This window comes from Kitasatospora sp. NPDC096128 (assembly GCF_040303105.1).
Classification (GTDB): domain Bacteria; phylum Actinomycetota; class Actinomycetes; order Streptomycetales; family Streptomycetaceae; genus Kitasatospora.
The window spans coordinates 141067-158877 of record NZ_JBEOSP010000021.1; the positions used below are offsets into that span (position 1 = coordinate 141067).

Genomic DNA, 17811 nt, shown 5'->3' on the forward strand with positions numbered 1-17811 from the left:
GCGGACGTGACCGCAGTGACCGGAACCGTGTTCCGTGGTGAGGACCTGCCCGCGCGAGAACGCTTCGACTGCTGGCGGGAGTTGCTGGAACGGACCAGGGCCTGCGAGGCGACGAGCGCCCACGCGGACGACTTCCGGGCGGAGCTGCGCCGAGCCGAGCTGGGGGAGGTGGTCCTGTTCGGGACGTCGTTCCCGTCGGTCCGGTTCCGGCGGACGGAGCGGATGGTGCGGCGGGCCGACGAGGGGATCTACCACCTGTCGTTCCTCCAGGAGGGCGCCATGGCGCTGACCCGCGGGTCCGGCCGGACGGAGACGCTCAGGCCGGGCGACCTGCACCTGGTCGACAGCTCGCACCCGTACGACCTGCGGGCCTTCGGCACCCCGACCGCCGGAGGGACGCAACCCCGGCTCTCCGGGGTGGGCATGGACTTCCCGGCCGCCCTGCTGCCGCTGCCGCCGCACCGGCTGCGCGCCCTGCTCGGCCGCGCGTTCTCGGCCCGGGAGGGCTCGGCGGCCCTGCTGTCGCAGTTCCTGGTGGGGCTGGACCGGCAGGCCGTGACCCTGGGACCGGCCGAGGCGGCCCGGCTGGGGACGATCGCGGTCGACCTGGTCGCCTCCTGGGTCGCCCGGGAGCTGGACGCCGAGGCCGCCGTCCCCGACGACACCCGCCAACGCGCCCTCGTCGAGGCCGTCCGCGCCTTCGTCCGGCGCAACCTCCACGACCCGGACCTGACCCCGGCGGTGATCGCCGCCGCCCACCACGTCTCCGTCAGCCACCTCCACCGGGTCTTCACCCGGCACTCCGAGGACGGCACCACCCTCGCCGCCTGGATCCGCGCCCAACGCCTGGAGCGGGCCCGGCGCGATCTCGCCGACCCCGCCCAGCGCGCCACCCCGGTGCACGCCGTCGCCACCCGCTGGGGCATCCCCCGTGCGGACGACTTCAGCCGCGCCTTCCGTGCCGCGTACGGGCTCTCGCCCCGCGAACACCGTCAGCGCGTCCTGACCGCGCTCCCGGAGGCGGGGTGAGCAGCCGGGGGGCCGCACCGTGAGCGGCGCGGCCCGCCAGTAGTACTACCCGGCAGTACTACTCGGCGCGTACCGGCCGCCGGGCCGCCCGGTGGCGGCCGGACGAGCCCTGGCCGTCACGCTCGGTGCCGGCCCGGGAGTCGCCTGCGGTCCGGGAGGGGCGGCCGCGATGGCCGCGGCTCGTGGCCGCGCTGCGGCGGGGGCGTTCGACGACGGGGTCGGGGACGGTGACGGGCACGCCGGTGGGCACCCGGGCCCCGGTGATCCGGACCAGCTCCTCGTCGCCGGAGGTGACCCTGGTGGTGACGGGCGTGATCCCGGCGGTGTTCATCATCCGGGCCATCCCGCGGCGCTGGTTGGGCAGCACCAGCGTGACGACGGTGCCGGACTCCCCGGCCCGGGCCGTGCGCCCGCCCCGGTGCAGGTAGTCCTTGTGGTCGCCCGGCGGGTCCAGGTTGACGACGAGGTCGAGGCCGTCGATGTGGATGCCCCGGGCGGCGACGTTGGTCGCGATCAGCGCGGTCACCTGGCCGGCCCGGAACTGCTCCAGGGTGCGGGTGCGCTGCGGCTGGAGCTTGCCGCCGTGCAGGGCCGCGGCCCGTACCCCGTTCGCCAGCAGCTCCTCCACCAGGCGGTCCGCGCCGTGCTTGGTCTCGGTGAACATGATCACCCGTCCCTCGCGGGAGGCGATGTGGGCGATCGTGGCGCTCTTGTCGAAGTTCTGCACGTGCAGCACGTGGTGCTCCATGGTGCTGACCGCTCCCGCGGACGGGTCCACCGAGTGGGTGACCGGGTCCTTCAGGAAGCGCCGCACCAGGCCCTCGACGCCGCGGTCCAGGGTGGCGGAGAACAGCATCGTCTGGCCGGCCCGGTCGACCTGCGCCAGGATCTCGGTGACCTGCGGCAGGAAGCCCATGTCGGCCATCTGGTCGGCCTCGTCGAGCACGGTGACGGCGACCTGGTCCAGCCGGCAGTCGCCGCGCAGGAGCAGGTCCTTGAGCCGGCCCGGGGTGGCCACCACGATCTCCGCCCCCCGGTTCAGCATCCACGCCTGGCGGCTGAGCGACGTCCCGCCGACCACGGTCGCGGTCCGCAGCCGTACGGCCCGGGCGTAGGGGGTGAGGGCCTCGGTCACCTGCTGCGCGAGCTCGCGGGTGGGGACCAGCACCAGGGCCAGCGGGCAGCGCGGCTCGGCCCTGCGTCCGGCGGTGCGGGCGAGCGTGGCGAGGCCGTAGGCGAGGGTCTTGCCGGAGCCGGTACGGCCCCGGCCGAGGACGTCGCGGCCGACCAGCGAGTTCGGCAGCGTCGCACCCTGGATCGGGAACGGCGCCGTGACGCCCTCCCGGGTCAGCACCGACAGCAGCGCCTCCGGCATGTCCAGCTCGGCGAAGGACTCGACGGCCGGCAGCGCCGGGGTGGTGTTCGCCGGAGCTGCGAACTCGCCCTGAGCGCTGGAGCCTTGAGGCGTGCTCCGGTCGGCCGGGCGACGGCCCCGGTAGGGCCGGTCACCGGAACGGGAGCCGCCGCCGGAGGTGGAACGGGAGCCGGAGGTGGAGCGGAAGTCTGCGTCTCGGTACGAGGAGCGACCGGAATGGGTCATGCGGGAACCTTCCTCAGGGCGGCACGTCACGAGGAAGGCTCCGATGACGCGGGGCGCCGGGGGAGACCGCAGGGAACGGGCCGGAAGTGTGACGGGCGGAGCGTGGACGGTCGGACCGTGCGGTACGTCGCCGCAGTCGGCGCCCACCGTGGAGGCTGGGCGCGAGGAACCTCGAAACCGTGGGCGGTCACGGCGGGGCACCGGTTCGGGCGCCGGTTCGGGGCACCGGCTCGGACGCGGCGCTGGGCGTCTCGCGTGGGAACGGCGGTCGGTGGCGGAAACCGGTGGCGGAACCAGGGGGCACGAACTGCCCGGGAACGCGCAGGGGCGCGGTGCGCCGTGGCGCGACGCCGAGGGGCCCGCACCGGGCGTGTGCGCGGTGCGGGCCCCTCACCACCAGGCGGGTGCCGTGGCGGGTGAACTACAGCGGGCGAATGTTCTCGGCCTGCGGGCCCTTCTGGCCCTGCGTCACGTCGAACTCGACCTTCTGGCCCTCAAGCAGCTCACGGAAGCCATTGGCGTTGATGTTCGAGTAGTGGGCGAAGACGTCGGGGCCGCCACCCTCCTGCTCGATGAAGCCGAAGCCCTTCTCCGAGTTGAACCACTTCACAGTGCCATTAGCCATTAAAAAATCTCCTTCAAGGGACTGTCCGAAGCGCGCACGGTGCGGGCCTCGAGTCACCGCATGAAGTGCCCACCGGGGAAGAGCCGGGGAACAAAAAATGCGCCTGCAAGATCAGCAGGCGCACACAAAGTTCATGGGAACCACTACTGCAACTAGGTCGACTGTAGCAGGCCGCCGCCCGTCATGGAGGGTAGTTCCGCCCGTGGGTTTGCGCGGGGCGGGCGCACGCGCGGTCGTCCCGGTCCGGGAGGGCCGTGAACGCGCCTGGAACGCCGGGGACTTGGGTGCGGGAGCGGGCCGCCTCGGCGGCGGCGCGCCCGGCCCGTGGCCGAGATTTTTCGGATCGGTGTCGAAATCGTTGCGTCGAAATGTGCCGTACCCGTGCTGCCCAGCGCATACTGAATGAAATGACAAATTTCTCAGCAGGTCGCCGCCCCCTGCCCACCAGCCCTTTCAAGCCCCGGACGGAGTCGCCGCGCAAGCACTTCGCCGTCGGGGACCGGGTCACTCATGACGGGTTCGGCCTCGGCCGGGTCATCGGCGTCGAGGGTGACGGAGACATCGCGGTGCTCGTCGACTTCGGATCGCGGCAGGAGCGCATCCCCCAGCCGTACACGGCGATGTTCAGGCTCTGACCTCGGCGAGCCCCGCCCCCGACGACAGGCCCCAGGGCCATCGGACGTCGCGGGCGGTGCTGCCGGGCTTCTCCAGGTTCCAGGTGATGATCCGTCGCGGGTGGACGCGGACGGTGTCCGTGCGGAACCGGTCTCAGTGCGGCCGGCTCGCCGCCAGCAGCTCGTGCAGCAGCGGCAGCAGTTCCTCGGGGTCGGCCGCCGCGAGCTCGCTGAACGCCCCGCTGGAGCGGGCCAGGACCACCCCGGCGAAGGCGGCCGCGGCCAGCTCGGCCCGCAGCTGCGGGCGGTCCACCCGCTCGGCGGTGAAGCGCTCGTGCAGCGGGTGCACCATCCGCTCGTAGAGGTAGCTGCGGGAGGCCTGCTGCACCTCGGTGTTGTCCCCGGGCATCACCGCGGCCTGGAAGGACGGCCCGGGGCCGCGCTGGGTGAGCCGTACCAGCAGGGTGCGCAGCCGCTCCTCCGCCAGCAGGTCGGCCGGGGCCTCGTCGCCGAGTTCGAGCCGGACGGTGGCCAGGTAGAGCTGGGTCTTGCCGCCGAAGTACCGGGCGATCAACGCCGGGTCGACACCGGCCCGTTCGCCGATCTCCCGGGTGGTGGTGCGGTCGTAGCCGCGTTCGGCGAAGAGCTCCAGGGCCGCCCGCACCAGCAGTTCGCGGCTGCGGGCGGCGTCCCGGCGCCGGGGCGGTGCGGGCGGTGCGGGAGCTGGCGACGGTGCGGGCGGTGCGGGTTCGGTGCGCCTGTCCGTTCCGTCGGAGCCGCCGGGCGGCGCGGTCACCGGTCGGCCCCCGCCCGCAGCACGGGTACCTCGCTCTCGCCGGCCACCGCGTCGGCGATGCTCTCTTCCACCATCAGCTCCTCGTCCACTCGCACGCCGTTCCGGGCGGCCGCCGCCGCACTGAGCCGCGGCAGGACGATCGTAGCCAGACCGATCACCACCCACACCGCGCAGCCGATCAGCGCGGCGTCCCGGTAGCCGCTGTCGGCGGGCAGCAGCCGGCCCGGCGCGGTGTGGGCCTGGAGCACGGCGCCGCACAGGGCGCTGCCGGTGGAGTAGCCGATGGTGCGCAGCAGCTGGTTGAAGCTGACCGCGCTGCCGACCTCGTCGGCGGGCACGGCGGCGACGATCAGCCCCGGCATCACGGCGAAGGTGCAGCCGACCCCGAGCCCGGCGATCCCCATCACCACCAGCAGCTCCCACAGCTGGTCGCGGGCGAAGAGGAAGGCCAGCACCGAGGCGAGCGAGACGGCGCAGCCGATCGGCAGGACGAGGGCGGAGGAGGTGCGCCGGGTGAGGACGGGCACCATCTTGCTGGACATCAGGCTGGTCGCGGAGAAGGGCAGCAGCACCAGTCCGGCGACCACGACGGAGGCGCCCAGGCCGTAGCCGGTGCTGGTGGGGGTCTGGACGAAGCGGATCACCAGCGAGGTCAGCAGGTACATCCCGACGCCGGCGACCAGGCCGGCCACGTCGGCGGTCAGCACCACGGGGTTGCGGAGGCTGCGCAGGTCGACCAGCGGGTGGGCGCTGCGCAGCTCGTGCCGGATCCAGGCGGCGAGCAGCAGCACCGACAGCGCGGCCACCGTCCACAGCCGGCCGGAGGCCCAGCCCCAGTTCTCGCCCTCGCTGAGCGCCAGCAGCAGCCCGACCAGGGCGAGGCTGAGCAGGACGGTGCCGAGCACGTCGAGGGGCCGCCGTTCACGGTGCTCCGCCTCGGGCAGCACCAGGACGGCGAGCAGCAGCGCGAGGGCGCTGATCACGGCGCCGAACCAGAAGGCCGCGTGGATGCCGAAGGACTGGGCGATCAGGCCGGTGACGGGGTAGCCCAGGCCGACGCCGGCGACAGTGGTGACGGACAGCAGTGCGACCGCCGAACGGGAGGCCGCGGCGGGCAGGGCGTCCCGGGCGGTGGCGATGGCCAGCGAGGTGAGGCCGACGCCGACGCCCTGGAGCGCCCGGCCGGCGATCAGCCACCAGAAGCCGAGCGGCAGCGCGGCCAGCACGCTGCCGAGCACGACCACGGCGGCGGCCGCCAGGGTGACCTTGCGCCGGTCCGGGCCGTCGCCGAGCCGGCCGAGCACCGGGGTGGCGATCGCGCCGACCAGCATGGTGATGGTCAGCGACCACTGGGCCTCGGCGAGCGAGACGTGGTCGACGGTGGCGATGGTCGGGATCATCGGGGCGCCGAGGCTGCTGATCACCGCCACCACGGCGCTGAGGAACACCAGGACGGGCACCAGGGCCCGCTCACGTCGCGTCGACAGGCCCGTCGGGGTCTCCATGGACGCGCCCTCCCTTGTCACAGATCGAGAGTCCGGACCGGGGAGCGGGATGCCGGTCCCCGGGCATTCCGGGGCACGCATGGCCTCGGGATGTCGTCAGCCGATGTCATCGCCTGATGTCTTCATATGATGACATGACCGGCGAGGGCGGCGGAAGCGGGGCGGCGCTGACCTCCGCAGGGGTTCCGGGCGCTCCAGGGGCCCGCCGGGCCGGACCGCCGCAGGGCCTGACCGCCGCCGCGCCGGCGGGGCCGTCCGGGTGATAGCTCCGCCGGTTCCGGGTGGTTCCGGGCGGTTTCGCCGGGAGCACTTCCCCCGGATGGTTGGCTGTCCGGCGGACTTCGGAGGTGGTCGGTGGACACGGCGCAGAACGACGACGGCTCGCCGGGAAAGCGGCCCCGGCGAACCCGGCGGCGCGCCGGCGCGCCGGGCGGCCTCGGGCAGGCGGTCGGGCGAGCGCGCGCCGTGGTCACCGCCCGGCTGTCGGCGCTCGCGGGGACGGCGGCGGCGCTCGCCGGGCGGCTCGGGCAACTGCCCGCGCCGCCCGGACCGTTCCGGCCCCGGTTCTGGCGCAGCCCGATCCGCGGGCCGTGGCTGACCTCGGTGTTCGGGCTGGTGCTGCTGCTCGGGATCCCGGTGCTCTTCGTGACCGGCGCCCTGTCGTACGCCGCCTACAACCCCGACCTCGGCCCGCTCAACGACCAGACGCCGGACAAGGGCGTGCTGGGCTTCTACCTCTTCGACTGGCCCACCAGCCCTTCCTGGCTGTACCGGCTCACCCAGGGCGTGCACGTGACCCTCGGCGTCGTCCTGGTGCCGGTCCTGCTGGCCAAGCTGTGGTCGGTGATCCCCAAGCTGTTCGAGTGGCCGCCGGTGCGCAGCGCCGCCCACGCGCTGGAGCGGCTGTCGCTGCTGATGCTGGTCGGCGGCGCCGTCTTCGAGTTCGCCACCGGCATCCTCAACATCCAGCTCCACTACGTCTTCCCGGGCTCCTTCTACACCCTGCACTTCTACGGCGCGTGGGTGTTCATCGCCGCGTTCACCGTCCACGTCGCCCTCCGGCTGGGCCGGATGGTCCGCGCCCTGCGGTCGCGCTCGCTGCTGGTGGAGCTGCGCACCGGCCCGACCGGCACCCGGCCCGAACCCCCGGACGCCGACGGCCTGGTGGCGCCCGAGCCCGCCCCGCCGACGATCGCCCGCCGCGGGGCGCTCGCCCTGGTCGGCGCGGGATCGCTGGCCCTGCTGGTGGTCACCGCCGGGCAGAGCGTCGGCGGCCGGCTGCGCGGCACCGCCCTGCTCGCACCCCACAACCGGGACCCGGAATCCGGGCCGAACGGCTTCCAGGTCAACAAGACCGCAGCCGCCGTCGGCGTCTCGGCCGCGATGGTCGGACCGGACTGGCGGCTGGAACTGCACGGCGCCGGGCCCGTCCGGGTGTTCACCCGGGAGCAGCTGCTCGCCCTGCCGCAGCGCTCGGCCCGGCTGCCGATCGCCTGCGTGGAGGGCTGGTCCACCGCCGACCAGCACTGGAGCGGCCTTCCGCTCGCCGACCTCGCCGCCCTGGCCGGGCTGCCGGACGCCGCGAACGTCCTGGTGGACTCGGTCCAGCCACCCGGCCCGTACACCTCCGTGGTGCTGCGCGGCAACCAGATCCGCGACCCCCACTCGCTGCTCGCCCTGCGCGTCAACGGGGCCGACCTCTCGCTCGACCACGGCTACCCCGCGCGGATCATCGTCCCGGCCAACCCCGGTGTGAACAACACCAAATGGGTCGGGCGCCTCACCTTCAGGACTTCACCGACGTGACCGACACGATGCGACGACGCGCCTCCCTCGCCCGCTGGTACGGCTGGTACGGCGCCGGACCGCTGCACCTGCTGGTGCTCCTCGCCTCCCTCGCCCTGACCGGCTACGCGGTCGAGCGCCTGGTGACGGAACGGCCGCTCGCGGTGGCGGTCTGGTTCGTCGGCGCGGCCGTCGCCCACGACCTGGTCCTGCTCCCGCTGTACTCGCTGGCGGACCTCTCGACCCGGTCCGTGCTGCGCCACCGCGCGGAGCGGACCCCGGCCGTGGGCTGGATCAACTACCTGCGGGTCCCGGTGTTCCTGTCCGGGTTGCTGCTGCTCGTCTGGTTCCCGCTGATCCTCGACCTGTCCGAGCCCTACCCGGGGGCCACCGGACTGTCGGAGGGGGTCTACCTCGGCCGCTGGCTCGCGATCACCGCCGTGCTGTTCGGCGCCGCCGCCCTCGCCCTGGCGGTCAAGCTGCGCCGCGCCCGGCGGAGCGGCGGCCGGGCGACCGGCGGCCGCCGTCGGGGCGCCGCCCGCGGTGTTCGGGATTCGTAAGGAGGCGTTCCGCCCGGTCCGTCCCGGTCCGCTCCTACAGTGGTCGGGCCGGACTTCCGAGGAGAGGTACAACAGATGACGGTACGTCAGGAACATGCGGACGGGCCCCGGGCCGAGCTGGGGGTGATCGGCGGTTCGGGGCTGTACGCGCTGCTGGACGAGGTGGTGGAGGTGCGGGTGGAGACCCCGTACGGGCCGCCGAGCGATGCGCTGTTCGTGGGGGAGGTGGCGGGGCGTCGGGTGGCGTTCCTGCCGCGGCACGGGCGGGGGCACGGGCTGCCGCCGCACGGGATCAACTACCGGGCGAACCTGTGGGCGCTGCGTTCGCTGGGGGTGCGGCAGGTGCTGGGGCCGTGCGCGGTGGGCGGGCTGCGGGCGGAGTTCGGGCCGGGCACGCTGCTGGTGCCGGACCAGTTCGTGGACCGGACCTCGGGGCGGGTGCAGACCTTCTACGACGGGCGGGCGCTGCCCGACGGAACGGTGCCGGGGGTGGTGCACGTGTCGATGGCGGACCCGTACTGCCCGGCCGGGCGCTCGGCGGTGCTGGCGGCGGCCCGCTCGGCGGGCTGGGAGCCGGTGGACGGCGGCACGCTGGTGGTGATCGAGGGCCCGCGCTTCTCCACCCGTGCCGAGTCCCGCTGGTTCGCGGCCAACGGCTGGTCCGCGGTCGGTATGACCGGCCACCCCGAAGCCGTCCTCGCCCGCGAACTCGGCCTCTGCTACGCCTCCTTGGCGCTGGTCACCGACCACGACGCCGGAGTCGAGCACGGCGACGGCGTCACCCACGCCGAAGTCCTCCGGGCCTTCGCCGCCAACGTCGATCGGCTGCGCAGCGTCCTGTTCAAGGCCCTGGAGGCCCTGCCCGTCGAGCGGGACTGCGTCTGCTCGCACGCCCTGGACGGCCTGGCCACCGGACTGCCCGGTGTCCCCGGTGTCCCCGGTGTCCCCGGTGACTGACCGGCCGGTGCTCACCCGGACCCTGCCCTGCGCCGCTGCCCTCGCCGCCCTGGTGGTGGCCCTCGCGCTGACCGTGACCGGCGGCGGCTCGCTCGCCGACCGGGCGCCGCTGCACGACTGGTACGCCCTGGACGCCGCCCTGTTCGCCCTCGCCCTGCTCCTGCTGCGGCGGGTGGAGGAGCGCAGGGTGGTGCCGGTCGTGCTGGCCGGGAGCGTCCTGGTCGCCGCGGTCGGACTGCTGGCACCGCCGCGCACCAGCGACGACGCCTACCGCTACGTGTGGGACGGGCGGGTCCAGACGGCCGGGATCTCCCCGTACGCCCACACCCCGGACGACCCCGCCCTGCTCCGGCTGCGCGACCCCGGTCTGTTCCCCACCGGGGACGGCTGCACGTCCTGGGACGAACACCGGACGGCGGCCGGGGACTGCACCCGGATCAACCGGCCCGCCGTGCACACCATCTATCCGCCCGTCGCCGAGGCGTGGTTCCTCGCCGAGCACCCCTTCGGCGGCGGGGTGCGCGGGGTGCAGGTCGGCGGCGCCCTGCTGGCGGTCGCCACCACCGCCCTGCTGGTACGGCGCGGTCGGCGGGCCGCGCTGTGGGGCTGGTGCCCGGGCGTGACGGTGTGGGCCGTCAACGACGCCCACGTCGACACCCTCGGCGCGCTGCTCATGGTGGCCGGGCTCGGCTGCGCGGCCCGCCACCGGGCCGGCGCCGGCGGCGCCCTGCTCGGAGCGGCGGTCGCGACCAAGCTGCTGCCCGCCCTCGCCCTGCCTGGGGCGTTCTCGGGCTTGCTGGCCCGGCGGCCCGCCAAGCGTGACCTGGTGCTGCTCGCCTCGGCCCTCGGCACCTTCGCGGCCGTCTACCTCCCGTACGTCGCGGCCTCCGGCCTCGGCGTCCTCGGATACCTGCCCGGGTACCTGCGGGAGGAGGGATACGAGCAGGGCCACCTGGAGCGCTTCGGTCTGGTGCGGGCGGTGCTGCCGGACCGGTGGGCGCCGTGGGCGGCCGCGCTGGTGCTGGCGGGCGTGGTGCTGTGGGTGCTGCGCCGCGGCGACCCCGCCCGCCCCTGGCAGGGCGCGCTGCTGGTGACCGGGACGGCCCTGCTGCTGGTCGCGCCCAGCTACCCCTGGTACGGGCTGCTGGTGGTGGCCCTGGTGGGGCTGGACGGGCGGTGGGAGTGGCTGGCCGTCCCGGCGGCCGGGCAGGTGCTCTACCTGGTGGGCGGCGAGGACGCCCAACGCACCGCGTACGGCGCCGCGTTGGCCTGCGTGCTGGTGGTGCCGGCGCTGCGCGCCCTGGCCGGGGCGCTGGTGCCGCGCCCGGTGCGCGGGGGCGGGCCGGAGATGACGAAAGTCTGACGGAACGCCCCCGCCACTGGCCCCGGACCGGTCCGACCTGGTCGAATCCTCGCGTGGACAGTCGCGTGGACAGTACAGACGAAGAGGGCCGGGGCACCCCGGTCGGGCGCCGGGTGGTGCTCGGGCTGCTCGGCCTCGGCGCGCTCGGCGTCGCCGCCGGGCCGTTCCTCCAGCGGGTGGAATCCGGGCTGGCGGAGCGCGACCCGAGCGGCCTGTCCGGGCTGCTGCCCGGGAATGCCGGGTTCCGCTACTACTCGGTGGTCACCTCCGTCCCCGAGCGGACCGCGGCGGACTACACCCTCACGGTCGGCGGACTGGTCGAGCGCCCCGCCGCCCACCGGCTCGCCGACCTCCAGGCCATGCCGCAGCGCCGGCTGGTCAAGGACGTCCAGTGCGTCACCGGCTGGCGGGTGCCGGACACCCCGTTCGAGGGGGTGCCACTGGCCCACCTGCTGGACGCCGCCGGGGTGCGGCCGGGCGCCAAGGCCGTGCGCTTCGACTGCTTCGACGGCGCGTACAGCGAGAGCCTCACCCTCGAACAGGCCCGGCGCGACGACGTACTGGTCGCGTTGCGCCTCCAGGACAAGCCGATCACCCACGACCACGGCGGACCGGTGCGGCTGTACGTCGCGCCGATGTACTTCTACAAGTCAGCGAAATGGCTCTCCGGGATCACCGTCACGGACTCCGTCCAGCCGGGGTACTGGGAGGGCAACGGATACGACGTCGACGCCTGGGTCGGCCGGTCGAACGGGCGGGACGATGCACCGACGAGCTGAACTGGTCCTGCGCTTCACCCGGGCCGAGCGCTGGGTGCACCGCACCACCGCCGCGCTGATGGGCGTCTGCCTGGCCACGGCCGCCTGCCTCTACCTCGGGCCGCTGGCCGTCCTGGTCGGCAACCGGCCGCTGGTGGTCACCGTGCACGTCTGGTGCGGCCTGGCACTGCCGGTCCCGCTGCTGCTCGGGCTCGCCTCCCGGGCGCTGCGCGCCGACTTCTCCCGGCTCAGCCGCTTCACCCCCGCCGACCGGCAGTGGCTGCGGGCCCTCCGCGCCCGCGCCGGGCACCGCCCGGCCGGCAAGTTCAACGCCGGGCAGAAGCTGTACGCCCAGTGGACGCTCGGCTCGATGCTGGTGATCATCGGCACCGGCCTGCTGATGTGGCTCACCCACCTCGCCCCGCCGACCTGGCGCACCGGCGCGACCTTCGTCCACGACTGGCTGGCCGCCGCCATCGCCGTGGTGATCGCCGGCCACGTCCGGATGGCCCTGCGGGACCGCGAGTCACGCCTCGGGATGCGCACCGGCCTGGTCGACCGCACCTGGGCCGAGCGCGAGCACCCGCACTGGCGCACCGGGCGGCGGGAACCGGTGCGGACCGGTGCCGACGAGGCGGTGGAGTAGCCGCCCTCAGTGCTGTCCTCAGTGCTGTCCTCAGTGCCGTCCCGGTCGCCGTCCCGCTCGCAGTCCCGGTCGCGGCAGGGGCAGCAGCAGGCCCCACACATCGCGCTCGGCCGTGGCGGACCAGACGACGTCGCCGTGGCCGTAGTCCGGGATCACCAGGTAGTCGACCTTGGCGCCGCCCCGGTCGATCAGGCGGGCGCCGAGGTCGTGGTCGCCGCGGCCGAACTCGGCGTTCAGCCAGACCACTTCGGCCCGGACCGCCTCCCAGTCGATCAGGTCGGGGCCGGCCCGGCCGGCCCAGACCGCCGCCAGGTCGCGCAGCAGTGCGGTGGGCTGGAGCCCGCTGCCGAGCCTGGCGACCGCCTGCTGCCAGACCGGGAGCGGGGAGTGGGCCAGGGTGAAGCGGTCGTCGGCGGGGGCCGCGCCGAAGGTGTAGCCGCCGGTGCTGTGGCCGCGGTGGTGGATCCAGTTGGTCGGGCCGGGCAGGTCGCGGGTGCGGGTCAGGGCGTAGTGCAGCAGCCCGAGGTTGCTGAACGGTGCCGCGCCGTCCACCGGCCGGGGCAGCCCGCTCGGGGCGTCCGGGTCGGTGGCCGCGCGGGCGAACAGGCTCTTGAGCCCGGGGTCGACGGTCCAGTCGCCCGTCGCCAGCCGCTCTTCGAGCAGGCCGTGCAACTCCTCGGCGCGGGCCGCCAGTTCCGGCTCCCGCTGCGGGTCGTAGGGGCCGGTGGTGTCGAGCACCAGCACCCGTTGCGGGCCCTCGCCGCCGAGCCGGGCGGCGGCGGTCAGGGCGAGTGCGGCCCCGGCCGAGTGGCCGAGCAGCTCGTACGGCAGGCCGGTGGCGGAGCGGGCGGCGGTGACGACCCGTTCGAGGTCGGCCAGTTGCCCGGCCAGGCCCCAGTCGGCGCACCGGGGGCCGATCCGGTCGGGGGTGAGCGCGTCCTCGCGCGGGGTGGTGCCGAGCACCAGGCAGCCGTGGTCGGCGAGGAAGCGGGCGAGGCTGCGGCCCTGTGCGGTGCAGTAGTTGGCGGCGACGTTGAGCCCGCCGCCGGGCAGCAGGTGGACCACCCGGTGCGCGGTGCGCGGGTCGCCGAGGACGTCGACGGTGATCCGGTCCCCGTGCTCGACCGGGACGGTGAGCCGGTGGTGGTCGCGGTCGACCCGCTCCGCCGCCGTTTCACCGCACCCGAGCGCCGCCGCCAACTCCCCGACGATGTCGCTGCCCACTGCTGCCCCCTCCGGTGCCCGGCCGTCCGGTCTGTCGGACGGCGCGCACCAGTGTGACGCATGGTCCGGGCCGGGCGGCTCAGCCCTTGCGCAGGGCGAGGAAGCGGCGGCCGTGCGAGGTCCAGCGCTCCGCCTCGACCAGGCCCACGGCGCGGGAGCGCCGCAGGGTGGCGGCCGTGCCGAGACGGGCCCAGGGGAAGGCCGGCCCGAGTCGGCCGTCCGGCCCCTCCACCCGGACGACGGTCCGCTCGTCCACCTCCTCGGGCTCCACCTCCACCAGCAACAGCCCGTCCGGGGCGAGGAGCTCGGTGCTCCGGCGGAGCAGGGCGTCCGGGTCGCCGCCGATGCCCAGGTTGCCGTCCGCGAGCAGCGCGGCGCCCCAGCGGCCCTCGGCCGGCAGCCGGTCGAACACCGAGCGGCAGAGCGCCGCGCCGCCGAGGCCGACCGTACGGGCGACCGCCGCCCTGGTCACGTCCACGCCGAGCGCGGGCACCCCGAGGGCGAGCAGCTCGGCGACCAACCGGCCGGGGCCGCAGCCGAGGTCCAGGACGGGCGCGGCCGTCCGGGCGCAGCGCCGCAGCAGGCTGTGGTCGGCCCCGGCCGCCGGGGCGCACCAGCGCTCGATGTCCAGGTGCAGCCGCCGGCCGTCCTCGCGGCGCAGCCAGAGCGGGCCGTAGCCGGTGCGGACGGCCTCCGCGAAGGGGTCGTCCACCCAGGGTGCGGCGACCGTCAACTCGCCACCTCCGGAACGGAGTCGAGGGCGCGCAGCCGGGCGGCGAAGCGGCTGTCCGGGGCCTGCTCGGCGACCAGCCGGGCGTCCTCGGCGGTGTCCACGTCGGTCAGCCGGGGCAGCCGGTGGACGGTCAGGCCCGCCTCCGCCAGCCGGCGCAGCAGGGCCGCGCCGGTGTCTGGGGTGGACATCGGCACCCCGTGCAGCAGTCGCGCCGCCGCCGGCCCGCCCGGCCGGGCCAGGCCGAGCGCCCAGAACCCGCCGTCGGCCGCCGGGCCGTACCAGGCGTCCAGGCCCGGCCGCCGGGCCGCGGCCAGCGGCTCGGCCAGCGCGGCGGGGTCCAGCTGCGGGGTGTCCATGCCGACCAGCAGGGCCGGGGCCTCCGGGGCCAGCCTGGCGGCGTGCGCGAAGGCGGCGGCGAGTCGGCGGTCCAAGCCGCCGGCGCACTGTGGGACGACCTCCCAGCCCGGCGGCAGCCAGCCGCCCGGCTCGCCGTCCAGGACCAGCAGCCGCCGCCCGGCGGGCATCGCGGCCAGGGCGTGCAGGGTGTCGGTCAGCGCCGCCTCGGCCAGGCCCGCCGCCTGCGCGGGGGTGTACGGCGGGGTGAGCCGGGTCTTCACCCGGCCGGGCACCGGCGCCTTGGCGATCACCAGCAGGGTCGGCGGCGGTGCGGCCAGCACCGCCCGCATGTCGCGGACGGCCTGCCGGGTGCCGCGCAGGGTGCCGGTCACCTTGGACCGGCCCGCGCGGGGGAGGTAGTCGACGGAGGTCTCGGCGATCCGCAGCCCGGCGGCCGAGGCCGCGAGCACCATCTCCAGCGGATAGCCCGAGCGCCGGTCGCCGAGCCCCAGGGCCAGCAGCCGCTCGCGGCGGGCGGCCCGCATCGGACCGAGGTCGTGCAGCGGGGCGCCGGTGCGGGCCCGCAGCCGCCGGGCCAGGACGGCGTTGGCGAGCCGGGCGTGCACCGGCCAGGCGCCGACAGAGGCCGGCCGGCGGCGGCCGAGCACCAGGTCGGCGGCGCCGGCCAGCACCGGGCCGGTGACCCGGGGGAGCTGGGCGGGGTCGAGCGAGCCGTCGCAGTCCATGAAGCAGACCAGCTCGGCGGTGGCGGCGCGCAGCCCGGCGTGGCAGGCGGCGCCGAAGCCGCGCCGGGGTTCCTCGACCACGGTCGCGCCGAGCGAGCGGGCCAGCTCGGCGGAGCCGTCGCGCGAACCGTTGTCCACCACGACGGCCCGCCAGCCGGCCGGGATGCGGGCGAGCACCCACGGCAGGGCGGCGGCCTCGTCCAGACAGGGCAGGATGACGTCGACGGCCGGGGAAGGGGGAAGGGGAGGAGTCACGCCGGTCACGCTAACCGCGGCCGGCACCGCCGGAGCCGAGCCGCGCCCTTACGGAAGTACGACGTCCGGGGCGGCGCGCCCCGTTCGGGGGATGCCGGGTCCCGGCGGGGCCGGGGGAGCCGCCGCGCGCACGGGCGCGGGATCCTGGCGCTGGATCTTACGGAACTCGGACGGGGCACCCGGGTGGCCGCCCCCGGCCGCCGCCGGCTCGTATCCTCGGCGGGGTGAACGAGAGCCCCACCACCGCCGGACCGGCACAGCCCGGCCGGATCCTGGTGGTCGACGACGACCCGACCGTGGCCGAGGTCGTGGCCGGCTACCTCACCCGTGCCGGTCACCACGTCGACCGCGCCGCCGACGGCCCCCAGGGGCTCGCCCTGGCCCGCAGCGTCCGACCGGACCTGCTGGTCCTGGACCTCATGCTCCCGGGCATGGACGGCCTGGAGATCCTCCGCCGGCTGCGCGCCGACGCGGACGGCGCCGAGCTGCCGGTCGTGCTGCTCACCGCCAAGGGCGACGAGACCGACCGCATCCTCGGGCTCGAACTGGGCGCGGACGACTACGTCACCAAGCCGTTCAGCCCGCGCGAGCTGGTCCTGCGGGTCCAGTCGGTGCTGCGCCGCTCCCGCGCGGGCGCGCCGTCCGGCCCGGCCGGCGGGCGGCTCGTCTCGGGGGACATCGCGCTCGACCCGCAGGCCCGCCGGGCCCACCGCGACGGGCGCGAACTGGCCCTGACACTAAGGGAGTTCGACCTGCTGGCGTTCCTGCTCCGGCATCCGCACACGGTGTTCCCCCGGCAGGAGCTGATGGAGCGGGTGTGGGGCTGGGACTTCGGCGACCTCTCCACGGTCACCGTCCACGTGCGCCGGCTGCGCGAGAAGATCGAGGACGATCCGGCGGCACCGAGGCTGATCTCCACGGTCTGGGGCGTCGGCTACCGGTACGACCCGGCCGCGGGCGAGGGCCCGACGGCCGGGGGTCCGACGGCTGCGGGCAGTGGGCCGGCCGCGGGCGGGAAGGGCGGCCCGGCGTGAAGGACCTGCTGCTGATCGCCCTGTTCGCCGCGCTCGGCGCGGGCGGGGCGGGCCTGCTCGGCTGGGCGGCCGTCCGGCTGCTGCGCCGCCGCTCGCTCGCGCTGTCGCTGTTCTGCGTCGCCGCCGTCACCGTGCTGGCGGTCACCTCCGGGACCTTCGCGGTCGCCCAGGCGATGTTCCTGTCCCGGCACGACCTCGGCGTGGTGATCACCGTGCTGGCGATGGCCGCCGTGGTCTCGCTGGCCACCGCCGCGCTGCTCGGCCGCCAGGTGGTGGCCGGGAGCAGGGCGCTGACCGCGGCCGCCCGGACGGTCGGCAGCGACGCCGGGTTCGCCGCGCCCGAGCGCCCGCTGGGCCTGGAACTGGCCCAGCTCGGCGCCGAGTTGGCCGCCACCAGCGCCCGGCTCGCCGAGGCCAGGGCCCGTTCGCAGGCCCTGGACACCTCCCGCCGGGAGCTGATCGCCTGGATCTCGCACGACCTGCGCACCCCGCTGGCCGGCCTGCGCGCCATGGCGGAGGCCTTGGAGGACGGCGTCGCCGAGCACCCCCAGGACTACCTGCGGCGGATGCGCACCGAGGTCGAACGGCTCACCGGGATGGTCGACGACCTCTTCGAGCTGTCCCGGATCCAGGCGGGCGCGCTCGCCCTGTCGGTGTCCCGGGTGTCGGTGTACGACCTGGTCGACGAGGCGCTCGCCGGGGCCCACCCGCTGGCCCGCCAGCGCGGGGTCCGGCTGGAGGGCGGGCCGGTGGCCGCCGAACCCGTCGAGGTGGACTCCGGGGAGATCACCCGGGTCCTCGGCAACCTGCTGGTCAACGCGATCCGCTCGACCCCCGAGGACGGCGTGGTGGCGGTCTCCGCCCGTCGGGAGGCGGACGAGGTGGTGCTCGCCGTCACCGACGGCTGCGGCGGCATCCCGGAGCCGGACCTGCCCCGGGTGTTCGAGACCGGGTGGCGCGGAAGCACCGCCCGCACGCCGCGCTCGGCGGACCGGGGGAGCCCGGGAGTGCCAGGGGAGCGCACCGAGGCCGGGGGCGCCGGGCTCGGGGGCAGCGGCGCCGGGCTCGGGCTGGCCATCGTGCGCGGCATCGTCGAGGCACACGCCGGGCACGCCCGGGTGCGCAACGTCGCCGGGGGCTGCTGCTTCGACGAGGGCACCAGCAGCAGCCCGGCTGCGGCGTTCAGCCGGTTCACCGCGCAGTGCCGCTGCTCCAGCCGCAGCGCGGTGCCGTCCCAGCGGACCG

At 75.5% G+C, this 17811-nt stretch carries 17 protein-coding genes and 1 pseudogene; 10 read left to right on the top strand and 8 right to left on the bottom strand.

The genetic code is table 11. The annotated features are described in order from the left end of the window. The first annotated feature begins 15 nt into the window (after positions 1–15). On the top strand, positions 16–1029 hold the full coding sequence (locus ABTY61_RS23665; RefSeq protein ID WP_502895415.1) for a helix-turn-helix domain-containing protein: 1014 nt from the start codon (positions 16–18) through the stop codon (positions 1027–1029). A gap of 58 nt (positions 1030–1087) precedes the next feature. Here ABTY61_RS23665 and ABTY61_RS23670 read toward each other — a convergent pair whose 3' ends face one another. After that, positions 1088–2629, bottom strand: a complete 1542-nt coding sequence (locus ABTY61_RS23670; RefSeq protein WP_350507040.1) for a DEAD/DEAH box helicase — start codon at positions 2627–2629, stop codon at positions 1088–1090. Between the two features lie 421 nt (positions 2630–3050). After that, entirely contained in the window at positions 3051–3254 is a 204-nt protein-coding gene (locus ABTY61_RS23675; RefSeq protein ID WP_045694210.1) for a cold-shock protein, read from the bottom strand. Between the two features lie 407 nt (positions 3255–3661). Between ABTY61_RS23675 and ABTY61_RS23680 the strand changes: the two genes are divergently transcribed. Further along, on the top strand, positions 3662–3889 hold the full coding sequence (locus ABTY61_RS23680; RefSeq protein WP_350507041.1) for a hypothetical protein: 228 nt from the start codon (positions 3662–3664) through the stop codon (positions 3887–3889). Positions 3890–4022: 133 nt separating this feature from the next. Here ABTY61_RS23680 and ABTY61_RS23685 read toward each other — a convergent pair whose 3' ends face one another. Then, positions 4023–4664, bottom strand: a complete 642-nt coding sequence (locus ABTY61_RS23685; RefSeq protein WP_350507042.1) for a TetR/AcrR family transcriptional regulator — start codon at positions 4662–4664, stop codon at positions 4023–4025. Further along, positions 4661–6169, bottom strand: a complete 1509-nt coding sequence (locus tag ABTY61_RS23690) for an MFS transporter (protein ID WP_350507043.1) — start codon at positions 6167–6169, stop codon at positions 4661–4663. The genes ABTY61_RS23685 and ABTY61_RS23690 overlap by 4 nt, the downstream gene beginning before the upstream one ends. Before the next feature lie 531 nt (positions 6170–6700). Here ABTY61_RS23690 and ABTY61_RS23695 point away from each other — a divergent pair. The 6 genes from ABTY61_RS23695 to ABTY61_RS23720 all read left to right on the top strand — a co-directional run bounded on the left by ABTY61_RS23695 (position 6701) and on the right by ABTY61_RS23720 (position 12238). Next, positions 6701–7975, top strand: a complete 1275-nt coding sequence (locus ABTY61_RS23695) for a molybdopterin-dependent oxidoreductase (protein ID WP_350507055.1) — start codon at positions 6701–6703, stop codon at positions 7973–7975. Continuing rightward, a complete protein-coding gene (locus ABTY61_RS23700; RefSeq protein WP_502895412.1) occupies positions 7972–8514 on the top strand; it encodes a hypothetical protein in 543 nt (180 codons plus the stop codon). Before ABTY61_RS23695 ends, ABTY61_RS23700 begins: the two co-directional genes overlap by 4 nt. Before the next feature lie 75 nt (positions 8515–8589). After that, positions 8590–9471 carry an S-methyl-5'-thioadenosine phosphorylase gene (locus ABTY61_RS23705; RefSeq protein ID WP_350507044.1) on the top strand — a complete coding sequence of 294 codons (882 nt, stop codon included), beginning with the start codon at positions 8590–8592 and terminating at the stop codon, positions 9469–9471. Next, entirely contained in the window at positions 9464–10834 is a 1371-nt protein-coding gene (locus ABTY61_RS23710; protein WP_350507045.1) for a glycosyltransferase 87 family protein, read from the top strand. Before ABTY61_RS23705 ends, ABTY61_RS23710 begins: the two co-directional genes overlap by 8 nt. Positions 10835–10899: 65 nt before the next feature. Then, the gene (locus ABTY61_RS23715) at positions 10900–11613 is read left to right on the top strand and encodes a molybdopterin-dependent oxidoreductase (protein ID WP_350507046.1); all 714 of its coding nucleotides are present in this window, start codon (positions 10900–10902) and stop codon (positions 11611–11613) included. Next, entirely contained in the window at positions 11597–12238 is a 642-nt protein-coding gene (locus tag ABTY61_RS23720; protein WP_350507047.1) for a cytochrome b/b6 domain-containing protein, read from the top strand. The genes ABTY61_RS23715 and ABTY61_RS23720 overlap by 17 nt, the downstream gene beginning before the upstream one ends. Before the next feature lie 30 nt (positions 12239–12268). Here the strand turns inward: ABTY61_RS23720 and ABTY61_RS23725 are convergent, their stop codons facing one another. The 4 genes and pseudogenes from ABTY61_RS23725 to ABTY61_RS23740 all read right to left on the bottom strand — a co-directional run. Continuing rightward, complete coding sequence (locus ABTY61_RS23725) at positions 12269–13462, bottom strand: thioesterase domain-containing protein (protein ID WP_350507048.1); 1194 nt, start codon at positions 13460–13462, stop codon at positions 12269–12271. A 79-nt stretch (positions 13463–13541) separates the two neighbouring features. Beyond that, positions 13542–14195 (bottom strand): methyltransferase domain-containing protein, encoded by a 654-nt coding sequence (locus ABTY61_RS23730; RefSeq protein WP_350507049.1) that lies wholly within the window; start codon positions 14193–14195, stop codon positions 13542–13544. Next, the gene (locus tag ABTY61_RS23735) at positions 14192–14719 is read right to left on the bottom strand and encodes a TIGR04282 family arsenosugar biosynthesis glycosyltransferase (protein ID WP_502895417.1); all 528 of its coding nucleotides are present in this window, start codon (positions 14717–14719) and stop codon (positions 14192–14194) included. Before ABTY61_RS23735 ends, ABTY61_RS23730 begins: the two co-directional genes overlap by 4 nt. A gap of 102 nt (positions 14720–14821) precedes the next feature. Further along, positions 14822–15532, bottom strand: a pseudogene (locus ABTY61_RS23740) (glycosyltransferase family 2 protein); the annotation flags it as partial. Positions 15533–15756: 224 nt separating this feature from the next. Here ABTY61_RS23740 and ABTY61_RS23745 point away from each other — a divergent pair. Beyond that, a complete protein-coding gene (locus ABTY61_RS23745; RefSeq protein ID WP_350507050.1) occupies positions 15757–16566 on the top strand; it encodes a response regulator transcription factor in 810 nt (269 codons plus the stop codon). Continuing rightward, positions 16563–17811 (top strand): sensor histidine kinase (locus tag ABTY61_RS23750; RefSeq protein ID WP_350507051.1); only part of this gene is annotated, 1249 nt, incomplete at its 3' end. The genes ABTY61_RS23745 and ABTY61_RS23750, both read left to right, overlap by 4 nt.

Bases quoted from the DNA above. Each gene is read 5' to 3' on its own strand.
- ABTY61_RS23670 (WP_350507040.1), bottom strand. From the start codon at position 2,629: ATGACCCATTCCGGTCGCTCCTCGTACCGAGACGCAGACTTCCGCTCC.
- ABTY61_RS23675 (WP_045694210.1), bottom strand. From the start codon at position 3,254: ATGGCTAATGGCACTGTGAAGTGGTTCAACTCGGAGAAGGGCTTCGGC.
- ABTY61_RS23680 (WP_350507041.1), top strand. From the start codon at position 3,662: ATGACAAATTTCTCAGCAGGTCGCCGCCCCCTGCCCACCAGCCCTTTC.
- ABTY61_RS23690 (WP_350507043.1), bottom strand. From the start codon at position 6,169: ATGGAGACCCCGACGGGCCTGTCGACGCGACGTGAGCGGGCCCTGGTG.
- ABTY61_RS23705 (WP_350507044.1), top strand. From the start codon at position 8,590: ATGACGGTACGTCAGGAACATGCGGACGGGCCCCGGGCCGAGCTGGGG.
- ABTY61_RS23720 (WP_350507047.1), top strand. From the start codon at position 11,597: ATGCACCGACGAGCTGAACTGGTCCTGCGCTTCACCCGGGCCGAGCGC.
- ABTY61_RS23735 (WP_502895417.1), bottom strand. From the start codon at position 14,719: ATGCCCGCCGGGCGGCGGCTGCTGGTCCTGGACGGCGAGCCGGGCGGC.